The organism is Chitinophaga nivalis (assembly GCF_025989125.1).
Lineage (GTDB): Bacteria > Bacteroidota > Bacteroidia > Chitinophagales > Chitinophagaceae > Chitinophaga > Chitinophaga nivalis.
On the sequence record NZ_JAPDNR010000001.1, the window covers coordinates 7,161,297 to 7,178,344 of the forward strand.

At 43.1% G+C, this 17,048-nt stretch carries 14 protein-coding genes; 9 read left to right on the forward strand and 5 right to left on the reverse strand.

The features are described from left to right. Positions 1-168: 168 nt before the first annotated feature. Entirely contained in the window at positions 169-1,008 is an 840-nt protein-coding gene (gene nadC / locus OL444_RS26180) for a carboxylating nicotinate-nucleotide diphosphorylase (RefSeq protein ID WP_264728589.1), read from the forward strand. A 225-nt stretch (positions 1,009-1,233) separates the two neighbouring features. Here the strand turns inward: nadC and OL444_RS26185 are convergent, their stop codons facing one another. Beyond that, positions 1,234-2,124: a winged helix-turn-helix domain-containing protein gene (locus tag OL444_RS26185; RefSeq protein ID WP_264728588.1), complete on the reverse strand. Its 891-nt coding sequence runs from the start codon at positions 2,122-2,124 to the stop codon at positions 1,234-1,236. A gap of 102 nt (positions 2,125-2,226) precedes the next feature. Here OL444_RS26185 and OL444_RS26190 point away from each other — a divergent pair, with 102 nt between their 5' ends. Next, positions 2,227-2,868, forward strand: a complete 642-nt coding sequence (locus OL444_RS26190) for a hypothetical protein (protein ID WP_264728587.1) — start codon at positions 2,227-2,229, stop codon at positions 2,866-2,868. A gap of 160 nt (positions 2,869-3,028) precedes the next feature. Here OL444_RS26190 and OL444_RS26195 read toward each other — a convergent pair whose 3' ends face one another. The 3 genes from OL444_RS26195 to OL444_RS26205 form a co-directional block, all read right to left on the reverse strand. Continuing rightward, positions 3,029-4,105, reverse strand: a complete 1,077-nt coding sequence (locus OL444_RS26195) for a TraB/GumN family protein (RefSeq protein ID WP_264728586.1) — start codon at positions 4,103-4,105, stop codon at positions 3,029-3,031. 203 nt (positions 4,106-4,308) lie between these two features. After that, positions 4,309-7,419, reverse strand: a complete 3,111-nt coding sequence (locus OL444_RS26200; protein WP_264728585.1) for a lantibiotic dehydratase — start codon at positions 7,417-7,419, stop codon at positions 4,309-4,311. Positions 7,420-7,428: 9 nt separating this feature from the next. Next, complete coding sequence (locus OL444_RS26205; RefSeq protein ID WP_264728583.1) at positions 7,429-8,634, reverse strand: lanthionine synthetase C family protein; 1,206 nt, start codon at positions 8,632-8,634, stop codon at positions 7,429-7,431. Between the two features lie 337 nt (positions 8,635-8,971). Between OL444_RS26205 and OL444_RS26210 the strand changes: the two genes are divergently transcribed. The 7 genes from OL444_RS26210 (at position 8,972) to OL444_RS26240 (ending at position 16,501) form a co-directional block, all read left to right on the forward strand. Then, positions 8,972-9,889, forward strand: a complete 918-nt coding sequence (locus tag OL444_RS26210) for an LLM class flavin-dependent oxidoreductase (protein WP_264728581.1) — start codon at positions 8,972-8,974, stop codon at positions 9,887-9,889. Between the two features lie 382 nt (positions 9,890-10,271). Beyond that, the gene (locus tag OL444_RS26215; RefSeq protein ID WP_264728578.1) at positions 10,272-10,502 is read left to right on the forward strand and encodes a class I lanthipeptide; all 231 of its coding nucleotides are present in this window, start codon (positions 10,272-10,274) and stop codon (positions 10,500-10,502) included. Between the two features lie 409 nt (positions 10,503-10,911). Continuing rightward, complete coding sequence (locus OL444_RS26220) at positions 10,912-12,192, forward strand: aspartyl protease family protein (protein ID WP_264728576.1); 1,281 nt, start codon at positions 10,912-10,914, stop codon at positions 12,190-12,192. A gap of 314 nt (positions 12,193-12,506) precedes the next feature. After that, positions 12,507-13,460, forward strand: coding sequence for a lipase family protein (locus OL444_RS26225; protein ID WP_264728575.1), 954 nt, complete (start codon positions 12,507-12,509; stop codon positions 13,458-13,460). A gap of 423 nt (positions 13,461-13,883) precedes the next feature. Then, a complete protein-coding gene (locus tag OL444_RS26230) occupies positions 13,884-14,843 on the forward strand; it encodes a terpene synthase family protein (RefSeq protein WP_264728574.1) in 960 nt (319 codons plus the stop codon). A 224-nt stretch (positions 14,844-15,067) separates the two neighbouring features. Next, the gene (locus tag OL444_RS26235; protein WP_264728573.1) at positions 15,068-15,745 is read left to right on the forward strand and encodes a hypothetical protein; all 678 of its coding nucleotides are present in this window, start codon (positions 15,068-15,070) and stop codon (positions 15,743-15,745) included. An 81-nt stretch (positions 15,746-15,826) separates the two neighbouring features. Next, positions 15,827-16,501 carry a hypothetical protein gene (locus OL444_RS26240; RefSeq protein ID WP_264728571.1) on the forward strand — a complete coding sequence of 225 codons (675 nt, stop codon included), beginning with the start codon at positions 15,827-15,829 and terminating at the stop codon, positions 16,499-16,501. A 113-nt stretch (positions 16,502-16,614) separates the two neighbouring features. On the opposite strand, the gene OL444_RS26245 is transcribed toward OL444_RS26240, so the two are convergent. Beyond that, complete coding sequence (locus OL444_RS26245) at positions 16,615-16,902, reverse strand: ubiquitin-like protein (RefSeq protein WP_264728569.1); 288 nt, start codon at positions 16,900-16,902, stop codon at positions 16,615-16,617. Between the last annotated feature and the right edge of the window lie 146 nt (positions 16,903-17,048).

Sequence of the window (17,048 nt, forward strand, 5' to 3'; positions counted from 1 at the left end):
ATAATTGATAAACAAATATATATAATTGCTTTTCAAAACTAAAATTAGTTAAATACCATACCGCATTCGTATCGCCCAATGAAAACAGTAAGCTGGAATTAACTTTATTAATTATTATCGTTAAGTTAGTAGCATTTACTTAATTTGGTGTCCTAAAATACAGCGCGTTTGACAACACAGGAATTCATTGCCGCAGCATTGCTTGAAGACGTGGGTAGCGGCGATTACTCTACACTGGCATCCATACCAGCCGATGCGAAAGGTAAGGCGGTACTTAAAATAAAGGAAGAAGGCATACTGGCAGGCATGCAGCTGGCGCAGGATATTTTCCATCATCTGGAAGAAGATGCAAAATTCACCCTCTCTAAAAAAGATGGTGATGCTGTAAATAATGGCGAAACCGCGTTTACCGTTGAAGCCAGCGTGCATACCATATTAAAAGCAGAAAGACTGGTGCTTAACTGCATGCAGCGCATGAGTGGCATCGCAACGCTAACCAATAAGTACGCCGATAAAATAAAAGACTACAAAACAAAAATACTCGATACCCGCAAAACCACGCCGCTGTTCCGCGAATACGAAAAGGAGGCAGTGCGCATTGGAGGCGGCTACAACCTTCGTATGGGCTTGTACGATATGATTATGTTGAAGGACAACCATATCGATTTTTGTGGCAGCATAGAGCTGGCCATACAGAAAACCAACGAATACCTTGCGGCCAACAACCGCAATCTGAAAATAGAGATCGAGACCCGTAACCTCGACGATGTGCGCCGCGTGCTTGCTGTGGGCAATGTACACCGCATCATGCTCGATAACTACACGCCGGAACTATTGGCAGAAGCAATTGAGCTGATTGGCGGTAAGTACGAGACCGAGGCGTCGGGCGGTATCAATCTCGATAACATTATTTCATATGCCCGCACCGGTGTCGATTTCGTTTCATGCGGCGCTATCACCAATCATGCTGTGAGCATGGATCTTAGTTTAAAAGCACACAAAATATAGCGCAGATATTATCGCTGTTGTTATTTATTGCTATCTGATCAGGACATTCATCCTCTTCTTATTAAACCCAATATATTATTTCAGCAGAAAAGTTGCCAAATCTTAGGAAATCTGTCACAATAAGGTTCGAACTCAGTCCAGTCACCCCGACTTAGAAAATCAAATAGGCCGTCTCAAAAGCCTGAGACAATCCATTTTGATCTGGTCTGGACAGAAAAACTCTTCTTAAGCGCTAATTTCCAGCTTATATCCTTTGCCACGTACAACCACAATATTGATATCTGGGGCAGGTTCCAGTTTTTTTCTAAGTTTTGAAATGAACATATCAAGACTGCGACCTACAATCACACCTTCATCTTCCCAAATCTCTTTCTGCAACCGGCTTCGTTCTATAGTCTCGTTCGGAGACAATGCGAAAATGTGCAGTACACGCGTTTCCGTAGCAGTTAAGTCTATGGTGTTCCCATTTATCATCAGCTTGCGCGCCTCCGCATCGAACGATATCGACCCCAAATTGAACACACCAATTTGCTGGCTGGCAGGTGGGACTCTTCGCGGCCTGGCAGACCTCAAAAAAATAACGCCAGCGAATGCTAAAACCGATAGGCTACCCCAAAAAGATACCTTTTTTACAATATTTACATTCGCCGGTTTAAACTTAATGTCCACCATATAGCAGGCTGTGGGTTGCTTTCTCCCTTGACATGCTACAATATCATCTTTTTTACTTGCGGAAATAGCAAATCCATAGGCTACAGTGGCGTTGCCACAGTTAAGTATGTTAACAACATAATCACCTGCGAGCGGGTCTTTTGCCAACAAACGCTGCGTAATGTTTACCAGTGAGTCGGGGTAAAAAGTAAAAGCATGCTCAAAGCTGATCCGGTATTCATGCGCTCCGATCGTTTTTACCGGCAGTACCCTTGACGTACTGTCGCCCGACTGTAAAAGCAGTTCATGTCCGATTTTGCGGAGTAAGACCTCCCTTCTGGCGACGTCAAAATCATCGTTTCTTTTCATGCTGAAAGCCACACAGACGATGGAGACAAACGAGAGGAGCATCAACCCGAACAGGTATTTGCGTTTCCCGGAGCGGAGATGTAGGCGATCCGACATACCATTTACCATTTATTTACAAAGGTTACATTATTATTTACAATCCAGATTTCCAGGCTGAAAAACAGGCAGTTAATTTCGTTGAAATCAATTTTATAAGATATGAAAAACACAAAAAATGCCTTAAACGGATCTGATTTATCAGGAGATAAATCTATGTCAATTAAACCAACAAAAAACATGAAAAAAGTTATTTATGCGCTGATCCTACCGCTGGTTGTAGTCAGCGGATTAGTATTTGCTAATCGCGACATCAACAATGAAACTGCTAAAAAACCAACCCCTCAGCCACTCTCTGCTGCTGAAATGAAAGATGAATTGAAAAAATGGGAGGCTACCCCTGCCGGTATCAAGTACAAAAAATGGGAAGCATCTCCCGAAGGTAAAAAAGTGCTTGCCGGGGCTGCGAAAATAAGGAAGCATATAAGTGCTTTTACCGATATGGAGGCTGTTGTAACGTCTCTTTCTCTTCCGCCAGGATCACGACTCGGTTTCGGCGTGATGGCCAGGATTAATGGTGACGACTATATTCTTACTTTCAGACCGGAAAAGTCTGACAAGAATTTTTTGAACTTCAATGAATATCAACAATTGCACAGCCTGAAAGTCAACGACAAGATAATTATAAGAAGCCATAGTGTGTCGCACGCGCCCAAGTATGGATATCCAATCGTATCAGGCGACTATGTAGAACGAGAAAGTAAAATAATTTATAAACGCACCTCTAACAAAAACGGTTGCTGAGTTAATAAATGAGGAAACCAGCGGCCGCTGGTTCGAATCCCGTCATTCCGACTTTCCAGGAGGCCATCAGCATGAACTGATGGCCTTATTGGTGACGTTTCAAGAGATTGGTACTTTTTTATTGTCGCACGACATGCCATTTCATACTTTTGCAAAAGACTCAATGTTGGTGCCTCGCCACCAGGATAAACTCACCCATCTTCCGGAATTGTTCGAAACGCTTATCAGCACCCGTGAAATCAAACAAGGTAAAATCAGATTGGCAGTACTTTACCAGCAACCGCAGGATATCTTTTTCCACGGCACGTAGCTGCCAGTTCGAGACTTCTTCTTCGGGGGTGGAGCATTCCAGACAATAGGTGTTGATCACACATACCTTGCCTTCAAAAGCGGCATCCTTATCCAGCTTCGCTGCGAAGCTGCGCAGGTGTTTTGCTGTATGTGCAACGCCCATTTGCCCGTAATAACGTGGAGAGCCGATACGCTTATCGCCCTCTATGAAGCGACGATAAAGGTTATTATTCCGGTCTTTCATCACATCCTTACAGGAACCCGGATTATTGAGGATCAGCAGCAGATCATCATACTGCCCTTTCAGGTGCTGCCGGTACAACGCGGTATCCTGTTCCACCTCCCGCTTTATTTTCTTATTGTATTCCACCAGTTTATCACAGTTAAGTGGTTGCGGCAACGACTGTAATAGTGCCGTGAGTGGGGCATCCGCCGGAAGTAAAGGTATCAGTGCCCGCATCGCCTTCCCGTAATTTCGCGGGTTTTCAAAATCGATCCCGAAACAGGCGATGTCCGCCCCCTTCGACGGTAGCAGGTACTGATACATCCCTGTCCAGAAAACGCTCTCTTTCAGGGGCTTCCATCCCGGCATAAAAACCGTATCACCGGTACGGAGAAACCTCGTGCCTACCATGCCGGAAGAATGTCCCATCTCCATGAAGAAGGCATTGACCGCTAATTTCTCATGCAGAAATTTCAGCAATGGCAATTGTACCTGTTCATAAAAACGGAGATAATGCGAACCTCCTTCTCCCAGTAGTATCACTTTATAGGGAGATAATTTTTCTATAAGCGCCTGCTGGGCTTTCTCACTAAATCCATCTGTAACAGAAAAAGAATAATGATGCGCGGATAAATACGCATCTTCGGCAACCGTATCCTGGGCAAACACGCCGCCACCATACAGTACAACACCCAATGCAATCAATAATAAGGTTTTCAGCATAGCTATTAAAAATTCTGAATAGTATTTTATCTCCAGCCGGAAATACAAGCGTCCCCCGTTGATCCTATCTTCATAGCGCAGCTACCCGAAATCTGCAGTCAGGTATTCGTTCTGCTACTCTTCTTCACTAAGTTATAATAAAATTCTCTTTTATGCACCCACACATGATGATCCCGTCCGAACTGACCTCAAACCCAAATTTTTCAGCTGCCGCCTTTGCGTTGCCTTGCCTTACTGGATTCATAGTAACGGAACAGATAATGGTAAATGATCAGTTCATGCTTCCGTGATTCTGATTTAAACAACCTGTTAAGGAACATGTGGATATAGCTGCTAAGCAGAAAAGTTTTGTCCAACGCATTATTACTGCAATATGCCAGGATTTCCGCCGCAATAGGAATGGTCGCTTCGGAGCGTTCATTTAAGAGGTCCCTGATCACCTGAAAATCCTCATCAGTAGATTCTTCCAAAGCAGCTTTCACATTTTGCATGGCGGCCCTGTACTTATCGTTTAAGGCCCTGTTTAACGAAGTACTCCCACCAAACTCCATAAAGAAACCCGACTGTAACTGTTTTAACAGTGCCAGTTTATTATCCGTGTCAAAACGGAAGTCATCCAGCAACTGGTTTATACCTCTCAATGCAAACTGCCAGCGGTACACTTCCCCGGCATCTCCTTCGATCATGCCCAGAAACTGAGCGGTACATCTGGAGTCGTGGTGGAAAAGTATTTCACTGTTGATAATATTAGCGCCGCCATAACGTTCCAGCTCTCTCACATAGGTATCCAGCTGAATGCTGGAAATAACTCCCTGCTGCTGGTAATCCTGCAACATCGTATAGATGGTATGCATGGCCTCCTGTAACCCTGTTACAGGGTCAACGAGATGCAGCCTTAACCGCAGGTGGTTTTCCGGGTCCTGGTACCGGATGAAGAACCAGGAATCAATCACCTGTTGTGCTATCAGGCTTTCAGCAGCTTCTTTCATGGCTCCGGTTAATATCTGTTCACTGAAATTGGAAGATCCATAAATTTTGAAATACAGCCACTCACTGCCTGGCAGAAAAGTACGCTGTACTGCTGCTGTTGTATCCATTTTAAAGCTACCCTCCGGCTTGCGTTCCTGCTCACAATAAAATGGAATCACGATTTCATGCGTATGAACTCCCACCTCGTGTTTCACCAGACAGTTATCCCGGTCGTGCAGGCATTCTATGAGCGACAGCCGGCCCGATTTTTTCAACTGCTCAGACAGTATAGCCATACATAGCTCATTGGAGAGATCAAGTATCAGCTCATTATCACCTTCCGAAAGGTAAACGTAGCGCGGCATCCGGTGTTGCTCCCGGAAAACATTGAATTTTGCTTCATCAATTTCTTCCGTTTTGGGGTTGAAACAATCATCATTACGACTCATATTCCATCTCGCACGTTGGAGAATAATATTTTTATAGCGTACCCGGGGCAGAAAAACTTCCTGGTGGAAAACGTTCCAGTCCCAGCCGACATTGGTAACCATCCCCTGTGCCTGCAGGTCACACAGGAATTTATAAATACCCAGGTTGCCGGATGAAAAGTTGTGTGCTGTAGAGAGCCGCGGAATAATCCGTTTGTTTAATCGCTTACTTTTAAGGATCAGTTGTTTTCCATTGTGATAAATGACGAGGTCATTAATGGTGATGATTTTATCATCATCAATATCTGAGGTACCCAGGAAATGTATCTCATATTCCCGCAGCCGGGGCCGCATTAAGATATTGCCCACCCTCGACTGTGGCAGGTGTACGATCTCAGCGAAGATGGCATCTTTCTCCTGTTGTTCTTCATATGCCAGCATCTCCTTCACTTTGTTTGTCAGCTCCGCATCGCCACTACAAAAGCGACCCAGTATATTGGCGCCGGTTGGCCCGTAAGCAACCGCCAGCTGGAAATCACAGCTATCCGGCTGGTTGATGAAAGATCCCATCGCACAGAAGCTGGCAGGCATCGGCTGTTGATTTCCCAGTGATTTCAGTTCCTCTTCCGTTATCACAATTTCATCATTACCTGTTTTAAAGGCCGTATTTAGTTTCGCTGCCTGAAACTGTCTTACGTTTGTCCATTCCGGTTTGAATGGTGGTAAATCAGCAGCGATGTGGATATCATCTACCAGTGGCGTGTGATTCACACGATTGGCACTGTTCTGTCCATAACCGATACCGGTATCCGGGTCCAGCGCTATATTAAGCGGTACTTCCTGCATTTCATACCGTTCAAAAAATCGTCTCGTAAAACTTTCCAGGTCAGGATTATTATTTATCCTGCTCATAACGGTCAGCTGTGCGATGCTTTCTCCCAGGTCATCCAGCAGCTTTTTATCCATCACGTTCACGGGCGTCTCTACGAACAGGTCTGTTTGCACAATATCCTTAATGCTGGTTTCTATCAGCAATCCCAGCAACTTTCTGATCTCGTAATATTTTTCCGTGCCGGTATCTTCCGCATGCAACAGATTTTCTATCTCCCTTATATGCGCTACCACAGCAGGGTCTATATTCAATACAGACAACCGGCGAATCAGGATCGCAAAATATTCTTCACCGGTGATGGTAGGCTCCAGATTGGAAACAAGCAGGTGTGTGTCAATCAGTTCATCCAGGAAAGCAGCAGCCTCTTCGCGGCTCACCTCTTCCCCGGTTTGTTCCATCAGGAAATCCAGTATCTGCGTATAGCTGACGGCTGTTTTACAGAACGCCAGGATACTCATCAGCGGTTCGGAAACGGTTATCTCAACGATATTATAAAAGCGGAGTTTACGGGCAGATGTGTAATCGATATACCTCAGCTGATCCCCAACAATATAAATGCTGTTATTGCTGGTATAGGAGAGTTGTGGTTTTACACCAGGAAGTGCGATGACAGCTTCCACCAGCTCACATACGATATTCATATCCAGCCGGGAATAACGGCGGTGACTTTCAATATTACCGATACGGATATCCGTGGTACCGGCAGTCGTTTTCCCCAGCGCACATCCCGCGAAAAGGCCATAAGGCGTACACCTCGTGGTCATTCGGGCGAAGTATTTATATACGGCCCTGGTGAGTTTCCATATATCTTTTTCTTTCTTCAGCTCCCCGGCCTGGTATTTTCTGATCTGGTCATACAACTCCGGAGAAGATAAAAAGATAGCTTCCAGTAATACCGGATGAGCGGAACAATAAGTCAGCAGCGCATCAATGGAATGATCATCATTATTGTAAAATGAATAGATGTTCCCGATTGATAATATAGGAGTTCTGAGCAAATAAAAGTCGGCAGCAAAAATGCGCATAGAAACAGGTTATGATAAGAGAAAAATCCCATCCCACTCAGGCTCAAAATCCGCTGTAGCAGCAAGGAAAGCCAGTCCTACTCCCACGGCACCTTCCATGACGCCATTGATCCTGAGATTCCCAAAATCCCCTTTGTCAGCAATAAATGAAATCCCCTCTCCTTCCCGGAGTATTTTTTTCAGCGTAAGGTCGAAACAATGCTGGGCGGCTGCTTTGAAAGCAATATCGCCGGTATAGTGAAAGAAGCGGTTAAAAATATGTGCAAGACCTGCTGTTCCGTGGCAGATATGCGCATCCGGCATGTAATCCAGTTCTGCCAAACGCTTCACACAATGCAGACCTATGCGTGTACCTTCTGCTATCCATGCTTCGTTTCCGGTGTTAATACCTGTTACCAGTATAGCTATGCCTGTGCCCATATCGCCGTAACACCATCTTAGCGGTGTAATTCCTTCCTGCCGGTTGTTGCTAATGGAATAGGAGAAGATGGATGCCTGGTTTACCAGGCGTTGTTTCAGGAGGAATTCCATCCCGCTGTTGATCAGGTAAGTACAACGTTCGGGATCCGCACTTTTCTGCAGACATTTAGATAAAAACACCAGGATGCCCGGCATGCCGTGCGCGATACCCAGGTTAATCCTGGGCGGAGCATCTGCGAGCAGTTGCTGCCATATTAACCCGTCTTCATGCGTGATAGCAAGATGATATAGTTCATCTACGATGGCGTCCACGTCTTCCTGGCTGGTAGTAGTATTTTCCAGCAGCAACATGCCCCATCCGAGGCCTCCGAGCATCACATCGTAATCACCCTGCTCAAAACACTGCAGGGAATAAGTTTTTATGTGATCATATAACGCAACGATCACATCATCCTCCCGATTCAGCAATCCCATGTTGATAAGATGCTGGAGTACCCATCCACATCCTGCCAGTCCTTTGCCGAAACTGAAAGTCAGCTCTGTTTCATTTAACAGCTCAATCGCCGCTGACAATGCTTCCGTCAGCAGTTCATAATATTTTTCTTCCCTGAAAGTTTTATAGGCATAGGCGTAGTAGAGTACAAAGCCAAACTTTCCATACATCAGAGATGTATCGTATTCATAACTGAATCCGTCGTCATAGTTTGCCTGGATATTGCGATGGATACTCCACACAATTTCTTCGACCTCATGGGGTTGCATTGCCGATATAGGGCGCCAGTTTTCCTGTTTCATGCATTAATAATTTTTCGGACTGCTATTATCTTTGAGGTACTACTGTTTTTAATTCGTCGTAATATTTCATTGCGATGGTATTAACGACGTCGGGGGCCATGTTTGTATACTTTTCGAGTAGCCCAACGCGTCCTTACTTATTGGCACCTATTTTTAAGTTGATGTTCTCTTGTTATTGCAATTATTCCTGTGTAAGTGATCAGCGTTGCATTTCCTTTCTTTTTCATTCGTGGTAAACAATACTTAAGGGATAATATAACAATAGGGACAATAGAATTCAGCAGCCATAATATATATTTGTCGCAATATATCAAATTATTCAAAAACCCAAATACAGATGTTTAAAATAGGTTTACTGGAATTTGGCCTACGATCAACAACAGCCTCCCCGGTGGATGTGTTGCAGGATGTGCTAAATTATGCCATAGCAGCAGATGATCTTGGCTACTCGCGGTTCTGGCTTACAGAACATCATAATCTGAGTCCTGCATGGAACAACCCGGAAATGCTGCTACCTATACTTGCAGGACTGTGTAACAACATGAAAATTGGTATAGCAGGAATCCTGATGGAAATGCATTCACCTTATCGTGTTGCCCTGAATTTCAAATTACTGAGTGCCTTATTTCCGGGCAAAATAGATCTCGGCTTTGCAAGAGGGAAAGTCACGGAAGAGAAGATTTTATTAATGCTAAAAAAAGCTGCATCTACGCCACTTTCAGCCAACGCTTTCAACGAGCATGTAGCTGAAACGTTGCAGTTCCTGCGTGATGAACATGTGCATCAACAACCTGGTGTGTTGATCGCGCCTACCAACTCAGAACTACCGGAATGCTGGTTACTTGGTTCTTCCTACAACTCACTTGACATAGCTGTATCCAACAGGATAAATTTTTCGAAATCAGTTTTTCATGATGCCAACGCTATTTATCATGAGAAGGAGAAGCTCGATACTTTCAGAGAAAATTATTTCCGGCAGCATCAGGCATATCCCACCGTCAGTATTGCATTTTCGGGCATCTGCCATCATCATCATGAGACTGCAATTGAGTTATATCAAACGGAATTTGAAGCAGGAAAATTCCCGTTTCATTGCGTGATAGGTACACCGGAATTATTCATGGAAACTTTATATCAATGGAAAAAAACATTGGAGGTAGATGAGTTTATATTCCAGGATTTAAGCAGAGACGTAACCCTGAGAGATGATAGCCTTCATCTGCTTAGCGAAATCTTTTCTTTAAAGGGAAAATAATTTTTGGATGTTATAAAGAAACAATACATTCGTTAATATCTCAATTAAAACATCAACAATAACAGTATGATAAACACCTGATATTCACCGTTATTTTTTTTTGCAGAACTTCGACCTATAATATACGATCCCGATTATTGGCACAACCCTTGAAATGCGGCAGGCACCGGCGATGTAATTCCGAAAAAAGATCCATTCACACTAAACACTAAGATTCATGCAATAGGAATAATGCTATCATGTGTAGTAAATTTTTCCTGCCATCATTTTAACGCATCATCTGATATATTTTGTCACGATCCCGATTTATCGGGATATATCACTATTGACTTTTCATTCCATTCATACGTTCTTTTTTTAACCACTCAAATCACCTTTTACCATGAAAAAAGTAGAATTAAAAAAAACAGGTTCAGGTTTGTCTCTTGACAGAAGAATTGTTGCCAACCTCAACAAAAGTCAGATGGCCAATGTAGTTGGTGGGCTCACTTCCATTATCAGCTGCCATACCTATCATGCAGGTAGCCGTTGTTCTGGTTGCCAGACCTGCTGTAGTGGCGGCGGTTGTTTTGCTCCTTGCCAAGGAGAAGGCGAAGGCGAAGTTGCTGAATAACAAAAAAATCCGGTTGAAAATGTTTCAACCGGATTTTTTAATTTCAAGATGGTTATTCATTTCTTCTTAATAATCCCCCAGTCACTTCCTTATGTACAGGTCCATAATTATCTTTTAAAACCTGCTGCAGTAGATAATTTCCCTTTTTCTATCCAGATGTTTCTCCGAGCTCCTGTTAATAGTCTATTACTGGTTTATACAGCTTTATTGCTAACTATCGCCTACCAGGTTATAAATATTATCCTGTTGCTTCTTTAGCAATTCTTTCCTATCTTGATTATCCGTGCAACAGCGTAGTGTCTATTTAATTCCATCCACCAGCCGTCCTTATTCAAATTAATATTCCTTTTAGTTACAGCGCTCAATAACGGAACGCAAGATCCCTAAACCAGTATTTAAATACTCCATTATGAAGACATTCAAGTTTATCATCATTGTCTGTTCAGTTTTGATGATGATTCATACGGCTGTCCAGGCTCAAGACAAGCTGCCTGTAATCAAGGCTACTTCCAGAACAGTGGATGTAATGGACGGAGACGATTTCCGAAAGGGAGTCTGGCGCATACTGCCCGATAAAAAACCCGATCTGTATTATGTCATCATTCCGCATAAACCGCACCGGGTAATGTTCCGCACCGATGTAGATTCCATTGCTTTTGATACGCAATACAACGGCGTGTACGATTTTATCATTCTCTTAAATAACAGAGACAGCTGTTTTACCCGCATTGTGGCAAAGGAAAACGATCTGCTGCATTTTACGAGTAACAGAAAATCCGAAGCACAAAAGAGCGACACCATACCGATAACGATAGGCAGCAACGATAAGATTTTTATTTCGGGCAGCATAAATGGTTCCGCCCCATTAAATTTTCAGTTTGATTTAGGAGCAGGCGGAAATATCATTAAAAAGGGATCCCTGGATAAAATCAAACTGAAATTCGATGGAAAAACTATCCTCATCAATTCGGATGGCCGCCATGAAGTGCCCACCAGCAGCAAAAATACCTTGACAGTCGGCTCCATGCGCTGGGAAAATAACATTACGTGGGTTGTTGGCGATAATATGGACCGTGGCGAAGACGGCCTGCTGGGCAACTCCTTGTTTCTGGATAAGGTAGTAGAACTGAATTATGACCGCAAAATTATGGTGATTCATGATACGATGCCCGAAATAGGGAAAGCATATACTCAGCACGGTATTATTTTAGATGCAGGCGTAGTACCTTTTATACAGGCCAGTATAAAAGTAAATGGCATCTTGTTTACCGATTGGTATATGTTTGATACCGGCTTTTCGGGTTACCTGCGTATATCCTCCGTTCTTTATGAAAAGCATCAGCTGAATGGTAAGGTAGAAAAGGCTTTTAGCTTATGGGGCACCCGAATCGTGTTGCCGGGATTTGAAGTTGGAGGGAAGCTTTTCAGTAATGTGAAGACCCTGGTTAAAAGCAGGCAGCCGAATGATAGTCCCAGGGGGCTAATGGGCAATAGGCTGCTGAAAAGATTTAATGTATTGCTGGATAACCGGAACGGATATATTTACCTAAAACCCAATAGCTTGTTACATGCACCAGACAGGAGCAATACTTTAATGCCATGGATTGTTTCAATCACCTTATTCCTGATAATCTTGTTTGCGGTAGCCTGGATCATCAGAAAAAGGAAAAGAAGCCGTAGTATGGTTTAACCTGATTATTTTTCAAACTGATTCTCGTCCGGTCGTCCCAACAAATACACAAGTGGGAACAGCTATCACTAAACAGGTACACCTGTTCCCAATTTTCTGCATACACGATTTACTTTAGATTTTATTACCACTTCCTCTTTTTTAAGTTTCCAGAATAGCCTCTACTTATTTTAATTATTGGTTATTTTACGGGTACTGTGATGTTCATTGGGAATTATAAAAAAACACTAACTTCAATTGGATATACCTCAAAATAACTGTCATGTAATACCTCAATAATCATTTCATTCTTCATTGCTAAAAATTAATACTTTATGGAACCTCAAGTAACCTCAGCAGCCCTTTCTTTTTCTGAAGCTATTGCTACATCCGGATTCGTCGCCATCGCGGTCGGCATTAACAAAAAGGCGAAGGCGGGAGATTTCAATCCTTCCCTGGCTGCATACCGGGATATCCTTTCAGATCCTGCCTATTCGCTATTGCTAGACACTTCATTCCTCACCAAATACAACGTACGATATAATATACAGGTGCAGGAGAATGACAACGGCGCTACTATCTGGTCCTATTTTGGTTTTATCGCACAGCATAAGACAGCTGGCAATTATGTGATCGTCTTCCGAGGTACGCAAAATGATTTTGAATACGCAGCAGACAAGCAAATTGCGCTGGTTCAATTCAATGAAATTTATAATAAAACCGGGTTAGTAGCAAAAGGCTTTTATAGCATTTTTCAATCTGGTCGGATTGTCCTGCCGGGAGACAATACCTTTAACCCTGTTTCGTTAAGCCAGGTTGCTGCCGATCCGCAAAAATATATGCCTACAACAGGCGGGCCCAAAAAGATAACGGTAACAGGACATAGTCTGGGAGCCGCTGTGGCCACCTATTTTGCTGCAGCTGCCGCTTTCAAACTGGAGAAATATCTTTCCCTCGATACTTTTGCATCACCGATGACAGGAGATAAGACATTTACGGCTTTCGCCACTGGTAAGATCGGTGAAAGCAATCGTATTTATAATGAAGAAGATTCCGTTCCCAAACTTCCCGTATTGCCTGATTTAAAAGGTAATAATATCTATACACATGTCATTGGTGGTTTCAGGATTGATTCAACCAATAATTCAAATGTAAACCACGATCCGAAAACCGGACGGGCATGTGCGCATCAACTTCCTGTCTATAGATATCTGCTGGAACAGCTTAATGGTAATGATGATCCCAATATCATCAGTGCCGGAGGTGACGCAAGATGTAGAATTCAATAATAGTAAAATAAGATGGGTGGCTAAGTTTGTGTTTACGATTTGTTGGTTATCGTCCCCTTCATTATGGTAGGACACTATATTGCCCGTGAGGACAGCATCCACAGAACATTACAGGCCAATCCCCATCTATCAAGCATCCCAATCTGTAATTTTCAGATAAGGTAATAGATAATTAATCTGACTATGAAAGTATTTTTGGGGATAGTATTAACCGCTTAGGATTAAGGTCAGATGCTCTACTCGCATTAAAGAGAAGACATCAACAGAAACTTTGTTTGCATGTTATGTTTATTCTTTTCAGTAACAATTTTTAGTTAAAGTTGCTTATCAAAAGCCCATCTACCAGTGGGCTTTTTTCATTTGTCTACATTAGAAATATATAATATTTTTATTATTACACTAACCTAAGAAAAACCTGTTATTATGCCAACACTTTATTGTCCTTACCAGGGCGCAATTAACCCCTATGTAGCACATCTAGAGCAGGCTACACACGATTGGTTACAGCAATTCTCGTTGCTTCGTACCGAACAGGAAATCCGGTACAACAGAGAAGGAAAGTTCTCGCACATGATAGCCAGAATGTTTCCCAATGCAGCGTTTAGCCGATTAAAGATTGCCTCGGACCTTAATGCGTGGCTGTTTTTAATTGATGACCATTGGGATACCGGTATTGAAAAACGAAATAAAAAATTGCTTTTTCAAGGCTTTGTTTTCAAATTGATCGAAATTGTAGAAAGGCCCTACGTAAAGGTAAAGGGAGCAGTACTTACTGCTTTTCTCGATATTTGGGAAAGGTTATGTGAGGTGTCCAGTATTGAATGGCAACATAGATTCGCCTCAAGCTTACGTGATGCGCTCCTGGCAAACCTTTGGCGGATGGAGCTTATTGACCAATGCCGGCTCCCAACATTGGAAGAATACATGTCCAACAGATGTATGATCGGAGGGGCAAATGTCTTTAATCATCTGGTAGAAATTATGATTGATGTAAATATACCTGCTCATATTTTTGATTTTCCATTAATGCAGAATATTTTACGCTATTGCGCTGACTCCGTATGTTATGCAAATGATATTTTCTCTTACCAAAAAGAGCTGGAAGAAGGCGATGAGATGAACCTGGTGATGATACTAAGAAAAGAGCGTCATATTACACTAAGCAGAGCATTGGATTTAGCTGTCACAGTACATGACAAAGAGGTTATTTTATTTGAAAAATCCATTCGGTACTTATTCCCATTTTCTTCGGACATTGACCCTATTCTGAAAAAGTATATTAATGCACTTGGTGTAATGATGAAAGGGAATATCGATTGGAGTACACTTGACACCAATCGATATCCCCCTGCTACTGAAAGCATAAACAAAATCAAAGGCTAGCTTGAACAAAGGCTGCTCACTCAAATCCAGCCTACCCGACACAATAAAAAGCCCTTATCTATATCCCCCCAAATGCAGCACTGGATAAGATTCCAGGCTAACAGCTGCAAAATCATCTCATCAACAGCCCCTAACTTGCCTCTCGTTTAAAGTAACCGGTTATCCCTGAAGTAATTATTAACCCATTTTATCACCCTATTTAACCCACTTCCTGCAACATTTTTATGAAGAAGATCATTTTTGTGCTGACCTGCAGCATCCTGCTTTTTTCCTGTAAAAAAGAAGATACATCGCCCGGACTGACGGAAGCAGCCTATAAAACAAAATTGGCGGCATTGGTCACCTTACAACCGGCGCCCGCGGGTAGCCAGACGTTTGTTCCGGCAACCCATAACTTTGGCAGTTATCAGGAAGCATACGAGACACTCCGTTCATTGGAAAAACCAATCACGGTACCAGTAACTGTTAAACCTATCAACCGGCCATTATCAGCTAATGCCGGCCCATTAGCCCGTTCCTCCAACACCAGAAACTTTGAAGGCATCTTTTCCATTAGCCGCACCACACCCGGAGGCATATTGGTAAATGCCACTTCAACTACATATTTCCAATGTATCTGGGATGAGCTCCTCGATCCGGATGGCATGGGAACAGGTATCTGGAGCAGCACGATCAATGTAACCGGCGCTAAAGCATTATCATTGGCATATAGCTCCTACAATGATGTAGTATCCTGGAATGGAGTATCCCGTTCAGTGGCGATAGGCGGGACCATTACTAACAGTAATGGTGGAACAGATGTATGGACAGCCCGGGTAAATGTACAGGTAGCGTATACCGGCTCAACGCACCCAGGTATCGACCCCACCGCTGTAGCAAATATCGCCATCACAAAATTATAAGCGGTTTAAAATACCCGGTTATCGCTGAAACAATTGTTATTCATCTATTTTATCATCCAATTCCTTTATCACAACAATTTTATGAAGAAGATCATTTTTATGCTTGCGGGCAGCATGCTGTTGTTTTCCTGCAAAAAAGAAAATACGGCACCAGTACAGACCGAAGCAGATTACAAAGCAAAACTGGCCACCCTGGTTACCTTACAACCGGCACCACAGGGGCAGCAGACGGCTGTTCCTACCGCTCATTTCAACAGCTATAAAGAAGCCTATGAAGCCTTCCGGGAACTGGAAAAAAATATATCCATTAAAACAGCTACAAAAAGCGTTGATCAGCGCAAAACAGATAATGCCAGGGATGAAAACCCAACCATGTCTGTAATAAGAGACTATAACACTGGTTTTACGGTGAGCGGCTCCGTTCCGGGAGGATCGGTATACGCTACTACTTCCGTTACCTACAGATGTATCTGGGATGGGACCTACGATCCTACTATCGGAGACTATACCTGGGCTAGCATGGTCGCTGTGACCGGAGCCCAACCCATATTGTTCAGCTATCCCGGCGGAACTTCTTCCGCGTCATGGAACGGGAGTAGTTTTTCCGGCATTATATCCGGCACCTTACAAGTGAGCGGCGGAGGTGGCCCATTGGTATGGGTTGCCCGGGTACGGTTATCAATAACTTATGCAGGTACTCCCCATCCGAGTTCGGATGCTACCGCCACACCACTATTCACGGTAAGTAAAATATAACTGCCGGCGGCCATGATTGCTTCAGGATAACCAACTAAAGAACGCCCGACAGCACAATTAAAGTCTTGCATGTATGCAAGACTTTAACTTTTCTGGCTTTACAAAATATCTACCTATCTTACAACCAGATGAATGGTAGCCTGATGCTTAATATTATAGTCTCTTAAAATTCTGCCGTCTTCTAATTGTTTGCCGGCAAATATCAGCCTTTGCCAGCCTGGAGGAATATCAGTTTTGTCAGCAATGAGTTCTCTTATCTTTTCAACACTGTCTGTTTCTTCTACTTCAAGTGTAATGGTAGCGCCACTAAGCGATTTAATGTAAATCTGCATGGCAAAGATGGGCAAGGTCGCCAATAACAGGAAGCAGGTCAGTCCCAAGGCGATTAACTTTTTTTTCATGGAAAATGGGTTTTAAAACACTAAATAATAGGGTTGCATAGCTGTATTCACACGAGTTAACGGCATAGACTGTGCTACAGCTGCAGTGCAATAATATTTATTCCTACTGCATTATTACCGCATGGTATAATAACAATTTATTGGGT